The sequence below is a fragment of the Mesorhizobium sp. M0317 genome, assembly GCF_040321555.1.
Lineage (GTDB): Bacteria > Pseudomonadota > Alphaproteobacteria > Rhizobiales > Rhizobiaceae > Mesorhizobium.
Map to the genome: position 1 here is coordinate 1 of NZ_JAMYRV010000064.1, position 21,465 is coordinate 21,465.

22 protein-coding genes, 1 tRNA gene and 1 pseudogene are annotated in these 21,465 nt (G+C 66.1%); 19 read left to right on the forward strand and 5 right to left on the reverse strand.

Annotated elements, in window-relative coordinates; genetic code table 11:
- Positions 1–159 precede the first annotated feature (159 nt).
- The 5 genes and pseudogenes from NKI88_RS29735 to NKI88_RS29755 all read left to right on the forward strand — a co-directional run.
- Positions 160–2,094: pseudogene (locus tag NKI88_RS29735) on the forward strand (cobaltochelatase subunit CobN); the annotation flags it as partial.
- Positions 2,091–3,557, forward strand: coding sequence for a precorrin-3B synthase (gene cobG / locus NKI88_RS29740; RefSeq protein WP_352658977.1), 1,467 nt, complete (start codon positions 2,091–2,093; stop codon positions 3,555–3,557). The pseudogene NKI88_RS29735 and the gene cobG, both read left to right, overlap by 4 nt.
- A 2-nt stretch (positions 3,558–3,559) precedes the next feature.
- Complete coding sequence (locus NKI88_RS29745) at positions 3,560–4,192, forward strand: precorrin-8X methylmutase (RefSeq protein WP_023685188.1); 633 nt, start codon at positions 3,560–3,562, stop codon at positions 4,190–4,192.
- Positions 4,189–4,962 (forward strand): precorrin-2 C(20)-methyltransferase, encoded by a 774-nt coding sequence (locus NKI88_RS29750; RefSeq protein ID WP_031204327.1) that lies wholly within the window; start codon positions 4,189–4,191, stop codon positions 4,960–4,962. Before NKI88_RS29745 ends, NKI88_RS29750 begins: the two co-directional genes overlap by 4 nt.
- Entirely contained in the window at positions 4,959–5,723 is a 765-nt protein-coding gene (locus NKI88_RS29755) for a precorrin-3B C(17)-methyltransferase (protein WP_023685186.1), read from the forward strand. Before NKI88_RS29750 ends, NKI88_RS29755 begins: the two co-directional genes overlap by 4 nt.
- Here the strand turns inward: NKI88_RS29755 and NKI88_RS29760 are convergent.
- The gene (locus NKI88_RS29760; protein ID WP_352658979.1) at positions 5,687–6,445 is read right to left on the reverse strand and encodes a cobalt-precorrin-6A reductase; all 759 of its coding nucleotides are present in this window, start codon (positions 6,443–6,445) and stop codon (positions 5,687–5,689) included. The genes NKI88_RS29755 and NKI88_RS29760 overlap by 37 nt on opposite strands.
- A 154-nt stretch (positions 6,446–6,599) precedes the next feature.
- On the opposite strand from NKI88_RS29760, the gene cbiE reads away from it, so the two are divergent.
- The 8 genes from cbiE to NKI88_RS29800 all read left to right on the forward strand — a co-directional run bounded on the left by cbiE (position 6,600) and on the right by NKI88_RS29800 (position 13,405).
- Positions 6,600–7,826 carry a precorrin-6y C5,15-methyltransferase (decarboxylating) subunit CbiE gene (cbiE, locus tag NKI88_RS29765; protein WP_352658981.1) on the forward strand — a complete coding sequence of 409 codons (1,227 nt, stop codon included), beginning with the start codon at positions 6,600–6,602 and terminating at the stop codon, positions 7,824–7,826.
- Complete coding sequence (locus tag NKI88_RS29770) at positions 7,823–8,209, forward strand: cobalamin biosynthesis protein (protein WP_023700385.1); 387 nt, start codon at positions 7,823–7,825, stop codon at positions 8,207–8,209. Before cbiE ends, NKI88_RS29770 begins: the two co-directional genes overlap by 4 nt.
- Positions 8,206–8,970 carry a precorrin-4 C(11)-methyltransferase gene (gene cobM, locus NKI88_RS29775; RefSeq protein WP_352658983.1) on the forward strand — a complete coding sequence of 255 codons (765 nt, stop codon included), beginning with the start codon at positions 8,206–8,208 and terminating at the stop codon, positions 8,968–8,970. Before NKI88_RS29770 ends, cobM begins: the two co-directional genes overlap by 4 nt.
- Positions 8,967–9,773: a uroporphyrinogen-III C-methyltransferase gene (gene cobA / locus NKI88_RS29780; protein WP_352658985.1), complete on the forward strand. Its 807-nt coding sequence runs from the start codon at positions 8,967–8,969 to the stop codon at positions 9,771–9,773. The genes cobM and cobA overlap by 4 nt, the downstream gene beginning before the upstream one ends.
- Entirely contained in the window at positions 9,770–11,083 is a 1,314-nt protein-coding gene (locus tag NKI88_RS29785) for a cobyrinic acid a,c-diamide synthase CobB (protein WP_352658987.1), read from the forward strand. Before cobA ends, NKI88_RS29785 begins: the two co-directional genes overlap by 4 nt.
- A complete protein-coding gene (locus tag NKI88_RS29790) occupies positions 11,080–11,847 on the forward strand; it encodes an adenosylcobinamide-GDP ribazoletransferase (RefSeq protein WP_352658989.1) in 768 nt (255 codons plus the stop codon). The genes NKI88_RS29785 and NKI88_RS29790 overlap by 4 nt, the downstream gene beginning before the upstream one ends.
- A 24-nt stretch (positions 11,848–11,871) precedes the next feature.
- Complete coding sequence (gene cobT / locus NKI88_RS29795; protein ID WP_023830490.1) at positions 11,872–12,882, forward strand: nicotinate-nucleotide--dimethylbenzimidazole phosphoribosyltransferase; 1,011 nt, start codon at positions 11,872–11,874, stop codon at positions 12,880–12,882.
- A 250-nt stretch (positions 12,883–13,132) separates the two neighbouring features.
- A complete protein-coding gene (locus tag NKI88_RS29800) occupies positions 13,133–13,405 on the forward strand; it encodes a hypothetical protein (RefSeq protein ID WP_155923538.1) in 273 nt (90 codons plus the stop codon).
- Positions 13,406–13,574: 169 nt separating this feature from the next.
- Here the strand turns inward: NKI88_RS29800 and NKI88_RS29805 are convergent.
- Positions 13,575–13,650: transfer RNA gene (locus NKI88_RS29805), tRNA-Lys, on the reverse strand.
- A gap of 106 nt (positions 13,651–13,756) precedes the next feature.
- Positions 13,757–14,665 carry a PhzF family phenazine biosynthesis protein gene (locus NKI88_RS29810; RefSeq protein ID WP_023685176.1) on the reverse strand — a complete coding sequence of 303 codons (909 nt, stop codon included), beginning with the start codon at positions 14,663–14,665 and terminating at the stop codon, positions 13,757–13,759.
- 113 nt (positions 14,666–14,778) lie between these two features.
- Between NKI88_RS29810 and NKI88_RS29815 the strand changes: the two genes are divergently transcribed.
- The 4 genes from NKI88_RS29815 (at position 14,779) to NKI88_RS29830 (ending at position 18,360) form a co-directional block, all read left to right on the forward strand.
- A complete protein-coding gene (locus tag NKI88_RS29815) occupies positions 14,779–16,065 on the forward strand; it encodes an efflux RND transporter periplasmic adaptor subunit (RefSeq protein ID WP_023744656.1) in 1,287 nt (428 codons plus the stop codon).
- 4 nt (positions 16,066–16,069) lie between these two features.
- A complete protein-coding gene (locus NKI88_RS29820) occupies positions 16,070–16,774 on the forward strand; it encodes an ABC transporter ATP-binding protein (protein ID WP_023830150.1) in 705 nt (234 codons plus the stop codon).
- Complete coding sequence (locus tag NKI88_RS29825) at positions 16,771–17,988, forward strand: ABC transporter permease (protein ID WP_023685173.1); 1,218 nt, start codon at positions 16,771–16,773, stop codon at positions 17,986–17,988. Before NKI88_RS29820 ends, NKI88_RS29825 begins: the two co-directional genes overlap by 4 nt.
- A 129-nt stretch (positions 17,989–18,117) precedes the next feature.
- A complete protein-coding gene (locus tag NKI88_RS29830; protein WP_023690325.1) occupies positions 18,118–18,360 on the forward strand; it encodes a hypothetical protein in 243 nt (80 codons plus the stop codon).
- Here the strand turns inward: NKI88_RS29830 and NKI88_RS29835 are convergent.
- Both NKI88_RS29835 and NKI88_RS29840 read right to left on the reverse strand, forming a co-directional pair.
- Positions 18,357–19,076, reverse strand: coding sequence for an NUDIX hydrolase (locus tag NKI88_RS29835; protein ID WP_352658999.1), 720 nt, complete (start codon positions 19,074–19,076; stop codon positions 18,357–18,359). The two genes, NKI88_RS29830 and NKI88_RS29835, sit on opposite strands and share 4 nt — an antisense overlap.
- 5 nt (positions 19,077–19,081) lie before the next feature.
- Positions 19,082–20,194, reverse strand: a complete 1,113-nt coding sequence (locus NKI88_RS29840; RefSeq protein ID WP_023706152.1) for an endonuclease/exonuclease/phosphatase family protein — start codon at positions 20,192–20,194, stop codon at positions 19,082–19,084.
- Positions 20,195–20,351: 157 nt separating this feature from the next.
- Between NKI88_RS29840 and NKI88_RS29845 the strand changes: the two genes are divergently transcribed.
- Both NKI88_RS29845 and NKI88_RS29850 read left to right on the forward strand, forming a co-directional pair.
- Entirely contained in the window at positions 20,352–20,945 is a 594-nt protein-coding gene (locus NKI88_RS29845; RefSeq protein WP_023830149.1) for a BA14K family protein, read from the forward strand.
- A gap of 169 nt (positions 20,946–21,114) precedes the next feature.
- Positions 21,115–21,399 carry a PilZ domain-containing protein gene (locus NKI88_RS29850; RefSeq protein ID WP_352658992.1) on the forward strand — a complete coding sequence of 95 codons (285 nt, stop codon included), beginning with the start codon at positions 21,115–21,117 and terminating at the stop codon, positions 21,397–21,399.
- Positions 21,400–21,465 lie beyond the last annotated feature (66 nt).

Genomic DNA, 21,465 nt, shown 5'->3' on the forward strand with positions numbered 1-21,465 from the left:
TTGTGTGGGTGGGGGGGGGGCTGGCTGCCCGTCTGGTGGGGGTGGGGGGGGGTTGTTCGCGCTCTTTTGGGTTGTAGGGGGCCTCAAAGGGGGGGGGGGGGCCGCGGTGCACCACCCCCACCCGGCCCTGCGGGCCACCCTCCCCACAAGGGGGAGGGTAAGAGCGGCTTCCCCTTCCGCGCCGCCACCTTCGGCAACATCACTGTCGCTCTCGCCCCCGACCGTGGCCGCTCGGCCGACCGGCGCGCCGATTACCACGACCCGACGCTGCCGCCGCGCCACGATCTGCTGGCCTTCGGCCTGTGGCTGCGCAAATCGCTCCGCATCCATGCTCTCATCCATGTCGGCGCCCATGGCACGCTGGAATGGCTGCCCGGCAAGACGGTTGCGCTCTCACAAAACTGCTTCCCCGAGATCGTCACCGGCTCGCTGCCCGTCATCTATCCCTTCATCGTCTCCAATCCCGGCGAAGCGGCGCAGGCGAAGCGGCGTATCGCCGCCGTCACGCTTGGCCATCTGCCGCCGCCGCTGACCGGTGCCGGCCTCGACGAAGGGCAGCACAAGCTCGAACGCCTCGTCGACGAATATGCCCAGGCCGACGGCCTCGACCGCCGTCGCCGCGACCGCCTGGCAAAACTGATCGTCGACACGGCGCAAAAGACCGGCTTCGCCTCCGAAGCCGGCGTCGCCGGAACCGATGCGCCCGACGAGGCGCTGCGCCGCATCGACGCCTGGCTCTGCGACCTCAAGGATTTCGCCATCAAGGACGGCCTGCACATCTATGGCCGCGCTCCCGACGACGAGCCCGACGCCATGCGCGTGCAAAGCGCGGAGGCCGAGAAAGCAGCACTTCTTGCCGCGCTCGACGGCCGTCACATCAAGGCGGGTCCGGCGGGCGCACCGGCGCGTGGCCGCTCCGACGTGCTGCCCACCGGCCGCAACCTGTTCACCTCCGACCCGCGCACCATGCCGACGCCGACCGCCTATGATCTGGGAAAGGCGGCGGCAGAAGAAGTCGTGCGCGGCTATATGCAGTCGCATGGCGACTGGCCGCGCTCGCTGGTCATCGACCTCTGGGGCTCGGCCTCGCTGCGCACCGGCGGCGAGGAGATCGCGCAAGGCCTGGCGCTGATGGGCTGCCGGCCGCAATGGGATTCGGCCACCGGCCGCATCACCGGCATCGAAGTGCTGCCGCCGGCCACGCTCGGTCGCCCGCGCGTCGATGTCACCTGGCGGATTTCGGGTCTGTTCCGCGACATGTTCCCGACCCAGATCGCGCTGATCGACGCCGCTGCCAACGCCGTTGCCGCGCGCGACGAGGACGATTCGGAAAACCCGCTCGCCGCCAGAACCCGTGCCGATGGCAAGATCGGCCCGCGCATCTTCGGCACCTCGCCCGGCACCTACGGCGCCGGCGTCGAGGACCTGCTGTCCAGTGGCGACTGGGCCGCGCGCGAAGAGATCGGCCGCGCCTATCTCGATGCGACGTCGCATGCCTATGGCGGCGCCAAGAGCGAAGGCATCGCTTCCCCCGGTGCCTTCGAGACCCGCGTCGCCGAGGCCGATCTTCTCGTCCACACCGGTGACGACCCCGGCCGCGATATACTTGAAGGCTCCGCCGACGTCGCTTTCATCGGCGGTTTTTCGGCGGCGCTGGCGGCACTGGGCCGCAATGCCGACGTGATCGTGCTCGACACCACGGATCCGCAGAAGCCCAAGCCGCGCTCGGTCGGCGAGGCTGTGTCGCGCGTGGTGCGCGCCCGCGCCGTTAATGCGCGCTTTATAGCCGGCCAGATGCGGCATGGTCCGCGCGGCGCTTCCGAGTTTGCCGAAACCGTCGACCGCCTCATCGGCTTTGCCGAAACCACGCACGCCATTTCGGGCGCGTTGATCGAGGCCGTGCATGACGCCTATGTCGGCGATCCCGATGTCCGCGCCTTCATCCTGCGTGAAAATCCGGCCGCTGCCAAAGTCATCGCCGAGCGCTTCCTGTCGGCGCGCCGGCGCGGTCTCTGGCAGCCCTAGCGCAACGCGATCGACGACGATCTCGCGGCGTTGATCGCCGAGGCCGAGGCGCTCGGAGTCGCGGCATGAACGCCTTTTCAAGGCGCGGCGCCTGCCCGGCTCTGTCAGCGCCGATGCAGACCGGCGATGGCCTGCTGGTGCGGCTTAATCCTGTAGCTGGAGGTCTTTCGCCCAAGCTTTTGATCGGACTCGCCGAATCCGCCCTGCGGCACGGCAACGGCATCATGGAAGTGACCGCACGAGGCAGCCTGCAGATACGCGGCCTGACAGCGGAAAGTGCTGGGCTGCTGGCGGCGGAGGTGGATGCGCTGGGCATCGCCGTGCGCACCGGCGTGCCGGTCGAGACCGGGCCGCTGGCCGGCATCGATCCGCGGGAGATTGCCGATCCGCGAGCTTTGGCTGAGCGGGTCAGGGCTGCGGTCGAGGAAGCTGGCCTGACGCCAAGGCTCGGGCCGAAGGTTTCGGTGGTTGTCGACGGCGGCGGGCAGTTGACGATGGATGGGGTGACGGCCGATGTCAGGCTGAAGGCGGTGCGGGTGGGCGGCAACGTTATGTGGGCTTTGTCTGTTGCCGGCGACGGTCAAAGCGCGAGGCCGCTTGCGACGGCCGATGAGGATGCAGCGCGCGATATTGCGGTTGCTGCCCTTAGGATGACCGCGGAGAAAGGCCGAGAGGCACATGCGAGGGATTTGTCGGAGAGGCAGCTAGCGTCTCTCGCAGGTTGGCATTCCTTCGCGCCCCCCTCTGTCCTGCCGGACATCTCCCCCACAAGGGGGGAGATCAGCAGCTTCGCTGTCAGCTCTTCGCCTTCGACGTTGAAAACTGGCGAAACCGGCGGCGACAGCACAATCTCCCCCCAAGTGGGGGAGATGTCCGGCAGGACAGAGGGGGGCGCCGTAGAGCGCTCTCGCTCGCCGATTGGCCTCTTCGACTTGAACACCGGCCACGCCCTCGGCATCGGCCTGCCCTTCGGCAGCATGCCAGCGCAAAACCTTATCGACCTTGCCAGCCGAGCGTCGAACCTCGGCGCCGCCGAAATCCGCCTCGCCCCCGGCCGCGCCTTGCTGTTCCTCGGCCAACCGTCGTCCGCAAACCACCCCCTGCGAGCCACCGCCGCCGCCCTTGGCTTCGTTACCACCGCCGCCGACCCGCGCACCCGCATCGCCGCCTGCCCCGGCACTCCTGCCTGCGCATCCGGACAAATCGCCACGCGCGATATTGCCGAGACAATCGCCGCCGAAATGACCGATAGTCTCGACTTCACACTGCACATTTCCGGCTGCGCCAAGGGCTGCGCTCACCCCGGTCCGGCGGCGCTGACATTGGTCGGCGGCGAAAACGGAGCCGGACTTGTCGTGAACGCGACGGCAAAGGCCCTTCCTGCGGGCTACAGGCCGGGCTATGACGCCGCACGCGGCGTCAGTCGCGTCGCGGCGATGGTCCGCAGCGCACGATTTCAGGGCGAAACCGCCGCCGCTTGCCTGACAAGGCTCGGGCCGGCGGCAATCGCCGAAAGCTACCGACAGGAATAAGCATGGCCGCCTACGACTACATCCATGACGGCAACGCCATCTATGAGCGCTCCTTCGCCATCATCCGCGCCGAGGCCGATCTGTCGCGCTTTTCGGAAGCCGAGGCCGACGTCGCCATCCGCATGATCCATGCCTGCGGCCAGGTCGAAGCATCAAGTCATTTTGTCTTCTCCAGCGATTTCGTCGCCGCCGCCCGCAGCGCCTTGGCGGCCGGCGCGCCGATCTTCTGCGATGCCGAAATGGTCTCGCATGGCGTCACCCGCGCCAGGCTGCCGGCCGGCAACGAGGTGATCTGCACCTTGCGCGACCCGCGCACGCACGACATCGCCAAGGAGATCGGCAACACCCGCTCGGCGGCGGCAATCGATCTGTGGGGCGAGCGTATGGCCGGTTCGGTGGTCGCCATAGGCAATGCGCCGACGGCACTGTTCTATCTCCTGGAAAAGTTGCGCGACGGCGCGCCGAAGCCGGCAGCCATCATCGGCATGCCGGTCGGCTTCGTCGGTGCCGCCGAATCCAAGGATGCGCTGGCCGAGAATTCCTATGGCGTACCCTACGCCATCGTGCGCGGCAGGCTTGGCGGCAGCGCCATGACCGCAGCCGCGCTCAATTCGCTGGCGAGGCCCGGCCTGTGAACGCAGCCGTCAAAGAAGATCTGGCAAAAGGCCGTCTTGTCGGCGTCGGCACGGGGCCTGGCGACCCCGAGCTGCTGACGCTGAAGGCCGCGCGCGTTCTGGCCGAGGCCGATGTCGTCGCCTACTTCGCCAAGCGCGGCAACAACAGCAATGCGCGCGCCATCGTCGAGGCGCGTTTCCGGCCGGATATGCTGGAACTGCCCCTGCTCTACCCCGTCACCACCGAGATCGACAAGGATCACGACGACTACCGTTCGCAGATCACCGATTTCTACGAGGAGTCGGCCGAGAAGGTCGCAGAACACCTCGAAGCCGGCCGCATGGTCGCCGTGCTCTCCGAAGGCGACCCGCTGTTCTACGGCTCCTACATGCACCTGCATGTCCGCCTCGCCCATCGCTTCCAGACCGAGGTCATCCCCGGCGTCACCGCCATGTCCGGCTGCTGGTCGCAGACCGGCGTGCCGATCGTCCAGGGCGACGATGTCCTGACGGTTTTGCCCGGCACGATGAGCGAGTTCGAGCTGACGCGCCGTCTCGCCGACACGGATGCCGCCGTCATCATGAAGGTCGGCCGCAATCTGCCCAAGATCAGGCGGGCGCTGGAGGCCACCGGCAAGCTCGCCCGCGCCGTTTATGTCGAGCGCGGCACCATGGCCGGCAGCATCTCGATGAAGCTTGCCGACAAGCCGGACGACAAGGCCCCCTATTTCGCCATCGTGCTGGTCGCCGGCTGGTCCGGCCGGCCTGGCGTTATGGGAGCCAAGCCATGAGCGGCCGCCTCACCGTCATCGGCCTTGGGCCCGGCAATGCCGATCAGGTGACGCCGCAAGCCAGCCGCGCCGTCGCCGAGGCAAAGTTCTTCTATGGCTACAAGCCTTATCTCGACCGGCTGGAGCTGCGCCCGGACCAGACCCGCGTCGCCTCGGATAATCGCGAGGAACTCGCCCGCTCCAAGGACGCGCTGGTCAAGGCCGCCGAGGGCCATGACGTCGCCGTCGTTTCCGGCGGCGATCCCGGCGTCTTTGCCATGGCCGCCGCGGTCTGTGAGGCGATCGAGGCCGGTCCGGCCGAGTGGCGCGCGGTCGATGTCGCCGTCGTGCCGGGCATCACTGCGATGCTGGCTGTCGCCGCCCGCATCGGCGCCCCGCTCGGCCATGATTTCTGCGCCATCTCGCTATCCGACAATCTCAAACCGTGGGAGCTGATCGAACTGCGCCTGCTCGCTGCCGCCGGCGCCGGCTTCGTCATCGCGCTCTACAATCCGATCAGCAAGGCGCGCCCTTGGCAGCTCGGCCGTGCCTTCGAATGCCTGCGCGCCATCCTGCCCGGCACCACGCCGGTCATCTTCGGCCGCGCCGCCGGCCGCCCGGACGAGCGCATCGAGGTTTTTCTGTTGGCCGATGTCGAGGCGGAAAGGGCCGACATGGCGACCTGCATCATCATCGGCTCGCCGGAGACAAGGATCATCAAGCGCGGTGACAAACCGGCGCTGGTCTACACACCGCGTTCCGCGACGGGGTCGAGACCATGATCGATCATCGCGGCCAATGCTTCGACAGTTTCGGCCGACGGCACCTCCGGCAGGATGGGCCTGCGCACCATCACCACCTCGATACCGAGCGCCCGCGCCGCCGCGATCTTGCCGTAGGTGGCCTCGCCGCCGCTGTTCTTGGATACGACGACATCGATGCGGTGCTCCTCGAGCAGCGCGCGTTCATCCGCCTCGCGAAACGGCCCACGCGCCAGCAGGTAGGTCGCATCAGGCACCGCCAGTTTCGGCTCGACCGGATCGACGCTGCGGACAAGGTAATGATGCTGCGGCGCCGCCTCGAAAGCCGCGACCTCCTGCCGGCCGAGCGCCAGGAAGGCACGGCGCGGCGGCGACCCAAGCGCGTGCACCGCATCGCCTGTCGTATCGATCTGCGTCCAGCGGTCGCCATCTATTGGCTCCCAGCCAGGGCGGCGCAAAGCAAGGATCGGCACAACCGAAGTGCGCGCGGCTTGCGCCGCAGTGGCGGAAATTCGCGCGGCATAGGGATGCGTCGCGTCGATCAGCAGATCGGTTCGCGTCTCCTTGAGATAGGCCGCCAGCCCGTCGGCGCCGCCAAAGCCGCCGCTGCGCACCGGCACGCCTTGCGCGACCGGGCTTTCGGTACGGCCGGCCAGCGACAGAGTGACGAGGAAATCTTCCACCAGTTTTCCGGCCAATTGGCGCGCTTCTGTCGTGCCGCCAAGGATCAGAATCTTCTTCATGAGCACCATGTTGAACAGCGTCTGCGCTGCCCCTCACCCCTACCCTCTCCCCCTGAAGAACGGGGAGAGGGAGGCGTCAGCGCCGGAGCGTCTCCCTTCTCCCCGTCACTACACGGGGAGAAGGTGCCGGCAGGCGGATGAGGGGCGGCGCGACATGTCAAAAAAACAGCCCACGCCAAAATGGCTTACAATCGTCGGCATCGGCGAGGACGGTTTAGCGAGTCTCGGCGACGAGGCCAAGCGGCAGATCGCTGACGCCGAGACCGTCTTCGGCGGCAAGCGGCATCTGGCGCTGGTGGCTTCGCTCATCAAGGGTGAGCAGCGCCCATGGCCGGTGCCATTCGATGCCGGCATGGCAGACGTGCTGGCGCTGGCCGGCCGGCGCGTCTGCGTGCTCGCCTCCGGTGATCCATTCTTCCACGGGGTCGGCGCCACCCTTGCCCGCAAGGTCAAGCCTGAAGAGATGCATGTCATCCCCGCGCCATCGGCGATTTCGCTGGCTGCCGCCCGGCTCGGCTGGGCGTTGCAGGACATCGAGACGATCTCGCTGCATGGAAGGCCGCTCGACCTGATCCGGCCGCTGCTGCATCCCAGGGCGCGCATCCTGGCGCTGACATCGGACGGCGACGCACCAGCGACAATAGCGCGCCTGCTCGTAGAGCTCGACTTCGGCGGTTCGCGGCTGACCGTTCTGGAAGCGCTGGGCGGACCGAACGAGAAGCTTCGCTCGGCACGTGCCGACGCTTTCGATCTCAGAGACATCAATCCGCTCAACGTGCTGGCGCTTGAGCTTGAATCGACACAAGAGGCCCGCATCCTGCCGCTGACCGTTGGCCGCGCCGACCATCTGTTCGAGCACGACGGCCAGATCACCAAGCACGACATCCGCGCCATCACGCTTGCGGCGCTGGCGCCGAGGCGTGGCGAATTGCTGTGGGACATCGGCGCCGGTTCCGGCTCCATCGGCATCGAATGGATGCTCGCTCACCCCTCGATGCGCGCCATCGCCATCGAGGCCAACACCGACCGCGCCGCCCGCATCGTCCGCAACGCCGCGCATTGCGGCGTGCCCGGTCTTGTCGTGGTGGAAGGGTCGGCGCCCAAGGCACTGGCCGGGCTGGACACGCCGGATGCGATCTTCATCGGCGGAGGTGGCAGCGACGCCGGCGTACTGAACGCCGCCATCAAGGCGCTGCCATCCCGTGGCCGTCTCGTTGCCAATGCGGTGACGCTGGAGATGGAGGCGCTGCTTCTCGCGGAGCACATCAAGCGCGGCGGCGACCTTACCCGCATCACCATTTCCCGCGCTTCTCCTGTCGGTTCGATGCAGGCCTGGCGCCCGGCCATGCCGGTCACCCAGTGGAGCTGGGTGAAGCCATGATGGTGGCGGGCATCGGCAGCCGGAAGGGCGTGAGCGTCGAAGACGTGCTCGCGGCGATCGAAACCGCCCTCGAAGCGCACGGGCTGGCGATAACGGCGCTGTCGGCCTTGGCGACCGCCGCGCTCAAGAAAGACGAAAAAGCGATCTCTGCCGCTGGCCGCACGCTCAACCTTCCCGTCATCATCGTTGATGACGCAGCACTTCAGGCCGTCTCGTCGGAGGCACTCAGCAAATCCGATCTCTCGCAGGATCTCGCCGGCACACCCTCCGTCTCAGAAGCCTCCGCCCTTGCCGTTGCCGGCCCCGGTGCAAAGCTACTTGGTCCACGCACCGTGCTCGGCCCGGTCACCTGCGCCATCGCCATCAGCGGAGACGCGCCATGACCGTGCATTTCATCGGCGCCGGTCCAGGCCCCCCCGCCCTCAAAACACTGCCCGGCGCCAAGCTGCTGGCAAGCTGCCCGGTCTGTCTGCATGCCGGCTCGATCGTCGCGCCGGAATTGCTGCAACACTGCGCACCGGGGACCAAACTGATCGATACGGCGCCGATGTCACTCGACGAAATCGAGGTCGAATATGTGACAGCCCACCAGGCCGGCCACGATGTCGCCCGCCTGCATTCCGGCGACCTCTCGGTGTGGAGCGCCGTGGCCGAGCAGATCCGCCGGCTGGAAAAACACGGCATTCCTTACACGCTGACGCCGGGCGTTCCCTCTTTCGCCGCCGCAGCCGCAGCCCTTCGCCGCGAACTGACCATTCCCGAGGTGGCGCAAAGCCTGGTGCTGACCCGCGTCTCCGGCCGCGCCTCGAAAATGCCGCCGGGCGAAACGCTGGCCGGCTTCGGCCGCACCGGCGCCACACTGGCCATTCATCTCGCCATCCACGCCATCGATCGCGTCGTCGCCGAATTGTCGTCGCATTATGGCGGCGATTGCCCGGTGGCGATCGTCTTTCGCGCTTCATGGCCGGACGAGCGCGTGCTGACCGGCACGCTAGCGACCATCGAGGCGCTGCTCGCCGCCGATCCCATGGAGCGCACGGCGATCATCTTCGTCGGCCGCTCGCTGGCAGCGGAAGGTTTTGGCGAGAGTTCATTGTACGACGCCCACTACCAGCGGCGTTTTCGCGGGCGGGACGGATTGTGAGCGGTAAAAGCGAAAACACCACGCTCGAACAGGCCCTTGCCCGGCTGAACTTCAAGCCGCGCCGGCTTGAGCCGGGCCATGTCTTGCTGGCCGGCGCCGGTCCCGGCGATCCCGGCTGCCTGACGCTGGAAGTGCTGGCGGCATTGGCCGAGGCCGACGCTGTGGTCTATGACGCGCTGGTCTCCTCTGACGTTGTCGCCGTTGCGGACAATGCCCAGCTGTTCTTTGCAGGAAAACGCGGCGGCAAACCGTCCATGAGGCAGGACGATATCACCGCTTTGCTGGTGCGGCTGGCACGCGAGGGCCGCCGCGTCGTCCGGCTGAAGGGCGGCGATCCCTATATTTTCGGCCGCGGCGGCGAAGAGGCGCTGGCGCTGGCGCGCGAAAAAATCCCTTTCCGCGTCATGCCCGGCCTGACATCGGGGCTGAGCGCGCTGGCCGCCACCGGCATTCCCGCAACCATGCGCGGCATCAACAAGGCGATCATCCTGGCGACAGGTCATGCCGCCGGCACAGATGACGATCTCGACTGGGGCGCGATCGCCCGCACCGGCCAGCCGGTGGTCATCTATATGGGCATGGCCAATCTGCCTGTTATCGCCGCGTCGCTGCTCGAAGGCGGGCTGGCGCCGTCGACGCCGGCGGCTGTCATCGTTTCGGCGACGACACCGCAGGAGCGGACCGTCGTCGCGACACTCGCCACCATTTCCGAAGCGGCCGCCGCGGCGGAATTGGCCTCGCCGGCCCTCATTGTCGTCGGCGGCATCGTCGCCATGCGCGCAGCACTGGCGGGTAACGCATGACCCGCGCCATCATCATCGGCGCGCCGCGTTCCGGCTCCGGCAAGACCAGCGTCACCATCGGCATTTTGCGCGCGCTCGCCCGGCGCGGCATCAAGGTGCGCGGCGCCAAGTCCGGCCCCGACTATATCGATCCGGGTTTTCATACCGCCGCAACTGGCCTGTCCGGCGTCAACCTGGACAGCTGGGCGATGTCGCCTGACCTGCTCAACGCGTTGGCCGGCAATGCCACCGAGGATGCCGATTTTATCTTCCTCGAAAGCGCGATGGGCCTATTCGACGGCATCCCGGCCGGACAAGGCCGCACCGGCGCGGCCGCCGAGCTGGCGCGGCTCAACCACCTGCCGGTGCTTTGGGGGCGCGCCGGCGCGGTACAGTCGACGACGGCGGCCGCCGTCGCCAAGGGTTTTGCCACTTACGACCCGGATGTGCGCATGGCCGGCATCGTGCTCAACCGTCTCGGCAGCGAGCGCCACCGCAAGCTGTGCAGCGAGGCGATCGAAGCGCTCGGCCTGCCGGTCGTCGGCGCCATCCTGCGCGATCCCACGCTCAATTTGCCGGAGCGCCATCTCGGCCTCGTCCAGGCCGGCGAGTATGCCGACCTGATGACGCATCTCGACCGCCTCGCCGACATGGTCGAGAAATCCCTCGACCTTGACGCCATCATGGCGCTGGCCGCGCCGTTTTCGCCGGCATCAGGCAGTTTCGAACATGCCTTGCAGCCGCCCGGCCAACGAATCGCGCTCGCCGAAGACGCCGCCTTCACCTTCCTCTATCCGCACGTCGCCGCCCACTGGCGTCAGGCCGGCGCCGAGATCGTGCCGTTCTCGCCGCTAGCCGGCGAAGCACCGGTGCAGAATTGCGATGTCTGCTGGCTGCCCGGCGGCTATCCCGAGCTCCACTCCGGCAGCCTCGCGGCGGCGACCAATTTCCGAGCTGGCATGGCCAGGTTTGCCGAGACCAAGCCGATCCATGGCGAGTGCGGCGGCTTCATGGTGCTGGGCGAAGCGCTGGAGGACGCGGCCGGCGAGACGCACGCCATGCTTGGCCTGCTCGGCCATTCCACCAGCTTTGCCAAGCGCAAGATGAACCTCGGCTACCGCGAGGCACGCCTGCGCGCCGCCTGTCCGCTGGGGCCGCAAGGCGCGCTGATCCGTGGCCATGAATTCCACTATGCGCAGATGATTGCGACCGGCAATGACGAGCCATTGGCCGATCTCGCCGACGGTCAGGGCAATCCGCTCGGCGCCTCCGGCTATCGCCGCGGCCATGTCAGCGGCACCTTCTTCCACGCCATTGCGAGGGGTGCATGACCTCCGTGCCCTCGCCCCGGCAAGCGCTCGACGACGTCGCGCTTTGCCTCGTCTTCTTCACCCGGCTGCCGCTGCCGGTCTTCGACCTTCGTGGCCGCAGCCTGGCCGATGCGATCTGGGCGGCGCCTGTCGCCGGCCTCGCCGTCGCTGTGGCTGGTGCTGTCGTCTACGCCGCGGGCGTACAGCTCGGCCTTGCCCCCGGCCCGGCAGCAGCCCTTGCGCTTGCAGCAACCCTGCTCGCCACGGGCTGCCTGCATGAGGACGGGCTTTCCGATGTCGCAGATGGCTTTGGCGGCGGCAAGACACGCGATAAAAAACTGGAGATCATGCGCGACAGCCGCATCGGCGCCTATGGCGCAGCAGCTCTTGGCCTGTCGATGCTCATCCGCTGGAGCGCGCTGTCGCAACTGGCCAATCCGACAGGCGTGCTCTTCGCGCTGATCACCGCCCACGCCGCATCGCGCGGCCTGCTCGGCGCGTTCATGCATTTGGCGCCGGCGGCGCGCAGTGACGGCCTGTCTGCCGGCGCCGGGACCGTCTCGGCTCAGACAGCTGTTCTCGGCGCCGTGCTCGGCGCCATCCCGCTTCTGACCCTGGGGCTCGGCGGCGCCTTTGCCGCACTGATCCTGCTCGCTCTCGTGTTCAGCGCCTTGCGCGCGCTCTGCCTCAACCAGATCGGCGGCCACACCGGCGACACGATCGGCGCCCTGCAGCAGCTGGGCGAGATCACTGTCCTGCTCGTCGCTTCCGTTTCCCTGTCCTGATTCTTCCCCGGAGATTCCTTCCCCATGCCATTCAAATCATTCGACGAACTGCGCGCCGCCTGTCTCGATCTGCCTGCCGGCAGCGATACCGCCGCCAACGCCGTCGCCCGCCGCCAGGACACGCTGACCAAGCCTCAAGGCAGCCTGGGCCGGCTGGAAACTCTCGCCGCCTGGCTGGCGCGCTGGCAGGGTCGCGACATGCCGAAACTCGACCGCGTCAAAGTCTTCGTGTTCGCCGGCAACCACGGTGTGACGGCGCAAGGCGTTTCAGCCTTTCCCTCGGAAGTGACGGTGCAGATGGTGGCGAATTTCGCCGGCGGCGGCGCCGCCATCAACCAGCTTGCCCGCATCGCCGGCGCGGAACTCGACGTCATCCCGCTCGATCTCGATCATCCGACCGGCGACTTCACTGACGTGCCGGCAATGGACGAAAAAAACTTCCTCGCCGCCGTCTCGGCTGGCTATGACGCGGTGACGAAAGACCTCGACCTCGTCTGTTTCGGCGAGATGGGCATCGGCAACACCACGCCGGCGGCCGCCATCTCGACCGCCCTGTTCGGCGGCGGCGCTGAAAAATGGACCGGGCGCGGCACCGGCGTCGACGATGCCGGGCTGAAGCGCAAGGTCATCGCCATTGAATCCGGCCTCAAGCGCCATGCCGACGCGCTGTCCGACCCGCTGAAGATCGCCGCCGCCCTTGGCGGACGAGAACTCGCCGCCACCTTCGGCGCCACGCTCGCCGCCCGCCGCAACAATGTCCCGGTGCTGCTCGATGGCTTCGTCTGCACGGCCGCGGCAGCGCCCCTGGCGCGGCTGCACCCGTCTGGCCTCGCCCACACCATCGCCGCCCATGTCTCGGCCGAATCCGGCCACCGCCGCCTGCTCGAAGCGCTCGGCCTGCCGCCGCTGCTCGACCTCGGCATGCGGCTCGGCGAAGGCTCCGGCGCCTGCCTAGCCGTCAACATCGTCCGCTCGGCGCTGGAGTGCCACACGGGCATGGCGAGCTTTGCCGAGGCTGGTGTTTCGGAGAAGTAGCTAGAGCGATTTGACGGGAGGGCGCCGGCCCGAACCTTCACTGACCATCGTCGGGCCGATCACTGGCATTCCGGGCTGGTGGCTCGAACAGCACGGCCGCTGAAAGATTCCCCACCTGGGGGTTGGCCCGCTGCTTCTGTGGTGGGCTCTTTTTACTGGCACTATTCGCCGCCGTTGCCGACAAAATGTGATTGACGTAACGGTGACCAGGCGCAATCATTACGGATTGGGCAGGGTGAGGGCGTTTTCAATGAAACTCGTTGTCTTTGGCGTAGCAATAGTATTGGCCGCTACCGGAGCAGCTGCTGCGAAAGAGAAGAAAAAGGTGGCCACCGCTCAGGCTACAACCTCGTGTTCTACAGCTCATAAGAAGGCTGGCAGCAAGCCGACCGCGAAACCGGATTGCAAATCGACAGGCACCGTGGTTGCGCGACCGTCAAATAGGGCCGAAAACTTCCTGGATCATTATAATCCGCGCTTAGGGTATGACACCAGTCCGTGGTTTCAAACTGGCTTTAATTGATGGCGGCTTCGGCTTCCGGGCTTTTCTTAATCCAGCGCGGCCTTCACTCCTTCGCCAAATAGCGCACCGGCTTACCGGCCGCCGAGTTTAAGGCAAACCTGCCCCAGCATGTCGAGGCGCGTCAACGCGTCCGGCATTCCAAGGTCTTCCACCAACTCTTCTAGAAATTTGGTGGGTGCGCACAGGATTGAACTGTGGACCCGCTGATTAAGAGTCAGCTGCTCTACCAACTGAGCTACGCACCCACTCGACCGGTAAAACCGGCGTTGGCGGGCATATAGCCGCCGATACCGGTCCTGTCCAGCCCTGCCGGAATCATTTCCCGACAAATCGCTGAACTGCCGCAGGCGGTCACACGAACAGCCTGCCTTCCGCCACCTTGATGGCATGGCCGCCGATGCGCGCGGAGGCCAGTTTTCCGCCTTCGACAGTGAGTTCCAAGCGGATACGTGACGGGCGGCCCATCTCCAGCCCCTGCTCGATCCACAGCTGCGAAATGCCGTCGGTGGGCGCATCGAAATGCATGATGGCGCCGGCAAAGGCCGCCGCCGCCGACCCGGTCGCCGGGTCTTCATAGGACGGCGTGCCCGGCACGATCATGCGGACATGGAAGGCGCTGTCATGGTTCACCGTCTGGCGGCAATAGACATACGGGCTGGCGAAGGCCCATTCGCTCTTGCGCGGCGCCAGTTCCGACCAGGCCTGGTTGTCGAGCTTGATCCGGCCGGCAGCCTCCAGATTGGCAACCGGAATGGTGACGTAAGGCACGCCTGCCGACCAGAACGACACCAGGTGATTCTCGAAGCCGATCTCGTGCGGCGCCAGCCCGAGGGCGGCGCCGATCGCCTCCGGGTCGGCATCGAGCTTCAGCGGCTCCGGCAGCTTCGCCAGGTCGAACTCGGCAAAGGTGGCGCCATCGTGCCGGCTGACGGCGCAGCGCACCGGGCCGATATTCTCCTCCAGCACGAAGATGCCGGCTTCGCCCTCGCCTGTCAGTTCGGCCAGCGCGATCGCGGCGCCAACTGTCGGATGGCCGGCGAACGGCATCTCATAGTCGGGCGTGAAAATGCGGATGCGGTTGCGATGTTTTGGATTGTCCGGCGGCAGTACGAAGACCGATTCGGACAGGTTGAACTCGCGCGCAATGGCCTGCATGGCGGCTGTATCCAGCCCTTGGCTGTCGAGCACGACAGCCAGCGGATTGCCGGCCAGCCGCTCCGTCGTAAACACATCGTAGAGCAAGTAATTGCGGGTCTGCATCTTGAAAAACCTTCCGCCTCAATCCGAACATGGCCGAAATTTAATTTGATATTCGAACCACCAAGCCTGATCTGTGCACAACTAGGGACATTACGCTTTCATAGGGGTCCGGCGTGGACCAGCTTGTCAATCTGCCAAAGACGGAATCGGATTCCGCCATCGAGGCGGCGCTTGGGCTTGACCAGAGTGGTGTGCGCAAGACGCGCCGTCGTGGCTGGCTTTACGCGCTGCTGGCGCTGATCGCACTTGCCGCCGGGTTGGCTGGCTACCAGTGGTTTGCCGGCTCCCCGGCCAAGATCGACTACACCACCACGCCGGCTACCATTGCCGACCTCACCGTCGCGGTTTCGGCGACCGGCACGCTGCAGCCCCTCACCCAGGTCGACATTTCAAGCGAGCTGTCCGGTATCATCCGCTCGGTCTCGGCCGAAGAGAACCAGCAGGTCAAGAAGGGCGACGTGCTGGCGACGCTCGACACGGTGAAACTCGAGGTCCAGATCGAACGCGCCGAAGCCTCGGCCAAGGCCGCTGCCGCCAATGTCGAGGACGCCACGGTAACCCTGAAGGAGAACGAAAGCGCCCTCACCCGCGCGGCCGAACTGACCAGGCGTGGCATGGCGACCGATCAGTCGCTCGAGGCGGCGACTGCCACGCGCGACCGCTCCAAGGCGGCGCTCGATAGTGCGCAGGCCAATCTCGCCATCGCCCAGGCCGATCTCAAGGCGCAGCAGACCGACCTTGCCAAGAGCACCATCTATGCGCCGATCGACGGCATCGTCTTGACGCGTTCCGTCGACCCCGGCCAGACGGTCGCCTCCTCGCTGCAGGCGCCGGTTCTGTTCATCATCGCCGCCGATTTGAGGAACATGGAATTGGTGGCGGCGGTCGACGAGGCCGATATCGGCGCGGTCAAACCAGGCCAGCATGCACGCTTCACCGTCGATGCCTTTCCCGAGCGGCCGTTCGACGCCGAGATCCGCGACATCTCCTACGCCTCGGTCACCACCGACGGCGTCGTCACCTACAATGCACGGTTGGAAGTCAACAATAACGAGCTTTTGCTGCGGCCCGGCATGACCGCCACGGTTTCGGTCGTCACCAGGCAGGCCAAGAGCGTGCTCACCGTGCCTTCAACAGCGTTTCGCTATCGGCCATCGGCACCTGCTGCCCGCGCGTGGAGCCTCAGCGATCTGTTCACCGGCCGCATGGGCCGTGGCGGCAACCGCCGCCAGCCGGTGAAGGCGCCCACCGACGGCTCACGCACGCTCTATGTGCTGGAGAACGGCCGGCCGCACCCGGTCAACGTCAAGATCGGCTCCACCGACGGCGAACTGACCGAGATCACCTCCGGGCTGGATGAAGGTGCAGAGGTTATCACGACCTCGCAGCTGCGGAGCTGACGCCATGGCCGCGGGCCTCATCGGTTTCGACACGGTCTGGAAGAGCTATGGCCAGGGCGAAGCCAAGGTCCATGCGCTGGCCGGCGTCGACCTCGCCATCCAGCGTAGCGAATTCGTCGCCATCATGGGCCCGTCCGGTTCGGGCAAATCGACCGCGATGAACATCATCGGTTGCCTCGACACGCCGACGGCCGGAACCTACTCCTTCATGGGCATCGACGCCGGGCGGCTCGACCGCAACCGCCGGGCGCTTCTGCGCAATCTCTATATCGGCTTCGTCTTCCAGGGTTACAATCTGTTGCCGCGCACCACGGCGGCGGAAAATGTCGAGCTGCCGCTGATCTATCGCGGCGCGCCGGCCCGCGAGCGCCGCGATCTTGCCATGCAGGCGCTGGCGGAGGTCGGCCTGGTCGGGCGCGAACATCACACGCCGGCCGAACTCTCCGGTGGTCAGCAACAGCGCGTGGCGATCGCGCGCGCCATCGTCACCAGGCCGACGCTGCTCGTCGCCGACGAGCCGACCGGCAATCTCGACACCGCCCGCACGCATGAGATCATGGAGTTGTTGACGCGGCTGAACCGGGAGCTCGGCTTGACCATCGCCATGGTCACCCACGAGGCCGATGTCGCCGATTATGCCGAGCGCACCATCCGCTTCCTCGACGGCCACGTCGCGTCCGACACGGCCAAGTCGGAGTTGGCGTCATGATCTGGGAAACCGTCCGCCTCTCTCTGCGCTCCATCCGCCGCAATGTGCTGCGCTCGTTCCTGACGCTGCTCGGCATCGTCATCGGTGTCGCCGCCGTCATCGCCATGCTGACCATCGGTTCGGGCACCACGGCCAAGGTCAAGTCGGACATCGCCAAGCTCGGCTCGAACCTGCTCGTCGTCCGTTCCGGCCGCCCGGCAGGCACCGGCGGACCAGGCGGGCTCGACCAGGCGGTACGGCCTCTGGCCGACAAGGATGTAGCCGCCCTCGTAGCCCACCTGACCGGAGCGCGCGCCATTGCGCCGGCGTCGCAGAAACAAGTCCGCGTCATCTTCGGCACCGAGAGCCTGACCTCGGGGGTCACCGGCACCGACAGCGCCTATCTCGACGCCCGCGACTGGAAGCTGGTGTCGGGCCGCCCGTTCTCGGATTCGGAAACACGCTCCGGCACCGGCGTGTGCCTGATCGGCGAAACGGTGCGCCAGCAATTCTTCGGCGCCGGCGAACCCGAGGGCGAGATCATCCGCGTCAACCGCACCTCGTGCAAGATCATCGGCCTGCTCGAACCCAAGGGCTATACCGGCTTCGGCCAGGACCAGGACAATGTCGTCTTGATGCCGCTTGCCGCCTATCAGCGCCGCATCGCCGGCAACCGCGACATCGACAACATCTACGTCGCCGCCGACGACCGCACCCCGACCACCGAATTGCAGCCGCGAGTCGAGGACATTTTGCGCGACACCCGCCGCATCACGCCGGACCGTGAAGACGATTTCTCGATCCGCGACATGACCCAGATCGCCGACGCCATGGCCAGCGCCACCACCACCATGACCGGCATGCTGGGCGCCGTCGCGGGCGTCAGCCTGCTGGTCGGCGGCATCGGGATCATGAACATCATGCTGGTCTCGGTCACTGAGCGCACCCGCGAGATCGGCATCAGGCTCGCCATCGGCGCGCATGAAAAGCACATCCTCATCCAGTTCCTGGTCGAGGCGACGGTGCTGTCGCTGCTCGGCGGCATTATCGGCATCCTGATCGGCCTGGCGCTGGCCGGCCTCGCCTCGGCAACGCTGGCCATACCGTTTGCGCCGAGCCCGGCGGTCATCCTGCTCGCCGTCGGTTTTTCGGCGCTGATCGGCATGGTGTTCGGCTTCTTCCCGGCGCTGCGCGGCGCCAGGCTCGACCCGATCGACGCGCTGCGCCACGAATAAGCGCCAGATCAGCTCCACCGCAACCAACCGCTATCCACAAGGATGGGTGCTTGTCGACATCGGCAATACTTGTTGTCGTCCGGTCTGCGATGCTAATTTTAGAGCAAAGCATCTGGTCAAGGAGTGGCAATGAGCAAGAAGGCGCGGCTGATTCTGACGATGGTGATCATCGAAGGCGCCCTTGCGGGACTTTGGTGGTATCTCGCCCGCTACGGCATGGCCAATCCCGATCGTGTCACCGCCGATTTTCAGGCAGTCGTCGGCCAGACGATGGGCATGGTCATGGGTGGATTGCTGGGCATCGGCGTTATCCTGTTCCTCGTCGCCGCCCGCAACGACCGCAAGGCGGCGCAGAACAATCCGCGCCGTTAGCCCCCGCCACCGCCAAAATGCCACTCGACCAGCGGCTTCATATGCGGTGCCAGCCCTTCCGGCAGGTCGGCGGCGTGGCGGATGATCACCGGCCCCTCGATCTCCGGCTCGGTCTCGGTCGCGACGAAGGCGCCGATGCGCCGCGCAATCTCGTCGGCCGGCGCATCGACGTGGTAGCGGCGGAAGAGGACCGTGCCGGTCGAAGTCGACAGCGCATGGTAGCGCTTGCCGCGCGCAGCGCCTGTCAGCTCAAGCCCGGTCTCCTCGCGCACTTCACGGATCATGTTGAAATCGACATCGACGCGGCCATCGCGAAAATCGATCGGCTCGAACGAGCCGGCAGCGAAGTAGACACTGCCGGCCGGGACCGTGTGCGCGCCCATGCGGATCGCCACCAGGGCGTTGTCGCCGGCGACCAGCATGGCGTGACCATAGGCATGCTCGGCGCCCGTCCCCTGCCGGTTCTTTCGCCACAGCAGGAAGGTCGAGTACTTCACCGCGTGACAACGCCCGACGATCCGGTTGTCGCGCCAGGCGAGCGCCGAGAGCAGCACCACCGTGCCGTCGAACAGCGCCGGATTGGCCGTAACCTCACGCCGCCAGTTGTCAGTGATCGCCTGCGCGTTGTCGCGCTCGAACGGATGCGGGCCGGGGTCGAGCCGGACGTCGATTTCGTCGACGGGCAGGATGACGTTGCGCGGCAGGTCGAAGCTCACCGTGCTCAAGCCATGTCCAGGGTAATTGCGACGGGACAATGGTCCGACGCCTTCGGCCGGTCCCAGCCGGCGCGCGGAAAGCGCTCCACCGCCTGTCCCGCCGGAAAGATGGTGCGCCAGGGCTGGCCGTTGCGGATGATGTCGGGAACCGCCGTCGCATTCTTCGCCGCCAGCCCTTTCGACAGCAGGATGTAGTCGAGCTGGCACAGATGCCGCTCCTTCGGCCCGCGCGTGTGGTAGAAACTCCAGCGGTCCATCTCCGGCCGCCGCTCGACGACATTCTCGCAAAAGCCGCCGGCGGTGAGCACATCGATACAGGACTGGCTCTCGTCGATCACCTGGAAGCGGTAGCCGTCGATAGCGTCGCCCTCGATCTTCACCCGCTGGCGGTAGTCGTTCATGTCGCCGCAGATCGCCCAGTTTTTATCGGCTGCGTGCTCTTTGCCGAAGCGCTCCTCGATGATGCGGCGCACGGCTTGCGCCTCGGCGATGCGCACCGGCATCGTCGCCTCGCGGCCGTCGAGCCCATTGCGCGGCGAGCCCATCGATTTGAAATGGACGAGGTAAAGCGTCAGCGGCACGCCGCCGACCTTGATGTCGACCTCCAGGCAATCGCGCCGGAAGATGCGTTCATTGGCCAGGTTGCCGAGCGCCTCGAGTTCAGGCGTGTGCAATCCGAACTGCTCGAACGTGACATAGGCATGGCTGGTCATGCGCACGAATTCGATCGGCTGACCTTGCGCTGTCTCGTTGCGCATCATCAGGGCAACGTCGATGCCGCGCGAATCATTGCCGGCGGTGGTGTATTTCTGCCGGTAACCCTCGCCCACCATCTTGAAGAGATAGCCATACTCGAACGCCTTCAGCGCCTCGATGTTGTCAACCTCCTGCATGCAGATGATGTCGGCGCGGGTGGCGGCGATGGCGAGCGCGGTCAACTGGCGCGTATCGTCGGACTGTGCGATGGCGCGCGCCTGCTCCAGCATCCGGTATTCGGCTTCGCTCTGGATGTCGAAAAGCGCCAGCGTGCGGTCTTCGTTGAGCTGGTTGCGAAAGCCCGAGAAATCGAACCTGTTCATCAGGTTTTCGACATTGAAAGTGGCGAGGCGCAGCGACATGGGCTGACCTTTGCCTGCAAGCGCCCATGAAAACAAGGGCTGCTCGTCATGGCTGATGGAACCTTTCCGTTCATCCTCCGTTCAGACGCCAAGGTCCATCAATAGGCCACTTCCCTGGGGTATCCGGGCGTGGGGCCTGTATCACTTGGAGAGTGCAATGAGCTCGCTCTTTTCGTCCACAGTCAAATCCGGGCTGTTAGCGCTCGGTCTTTTCTCGGGTCTCACGGCGCCATCCGCCGCGGGCCCGATCCTGCAGCCGGACTTGTCGGTGCCGGCAAGCACCGCATTGTCTGACATCACACCGGTTCGCGACAGCTGGGCGGGCGGCAATGACCGCCGCTCCTTCAACGATTGGCAGTGGCGCCGCCACGACGGCCGTCGCTTTGCCCGGTCAGGCAACTGGAACAACGGCAACTGGAATGGCGGCAACTGGAACGGCGGCGACAACTGGCGCTGGCGCCATCACCGCCACCATCGCGGCCGTGATTTTGACACCGGCGCCGCAGCAGTTCTCGGCCTCGGCCTGGGTCTCGGCCTCGGCAGCATCTACAACAACGGCTACTACAACAACGGCTATTACAATGACGGCTATTACGTGCAGCCGGCGCCCCGCCGCTATTACCGCACGCAGCGTCTGTCCAGCGCCCATGTACAGTGGTGCTACGACCGCTATCGGTCCTACCGGGCCTGGGACAACACGTTCCAGCCCTATGATGGCCCGCGCCAGCAATGCTGGTCGCCCTACAGCTGAACTATAACCGACAATACACGACGGCGCCGCCCCATCGCGGCGCCGTTTTCATTTGGGAAAGACGGCTGGTCTCGGTCACCGCTAACCATATGTTTATCGGCTCAGCCTATCCGTGATATCGTGCCCCATCTGACGATCGCGCCGATCCGGTCGCGAAGGACGTGCCGTCATGGCCGACAACGAATTGCGAAACAAACACCGGCAGCGCGTGCTGAAAGGCGCGACGATTCTGACCGGCCTCACCAATTCCGAGGTCAAGTGCACGGTGCGCAACATGCATGCCAGCGGCGCCGAGCTGAAAGTGTCTATAGACGCGCGCGTGCCGGACGAGTTCCTGCTCTATGTGCCGGTCGACGGCATCGGCTACAAGGCCATCGTGCGCTGGCGCCGCGACGACCGCATCGGCGTCGAGTTCACCGGCACCGAGCCGAAGCCGCATTGGCACTATGGCTGAGCGTCCTGATCGATAAACCGGCATGAAAGAGCCGGCGGATCGCTCCGCCGGCTCTTTGCTCCCAAT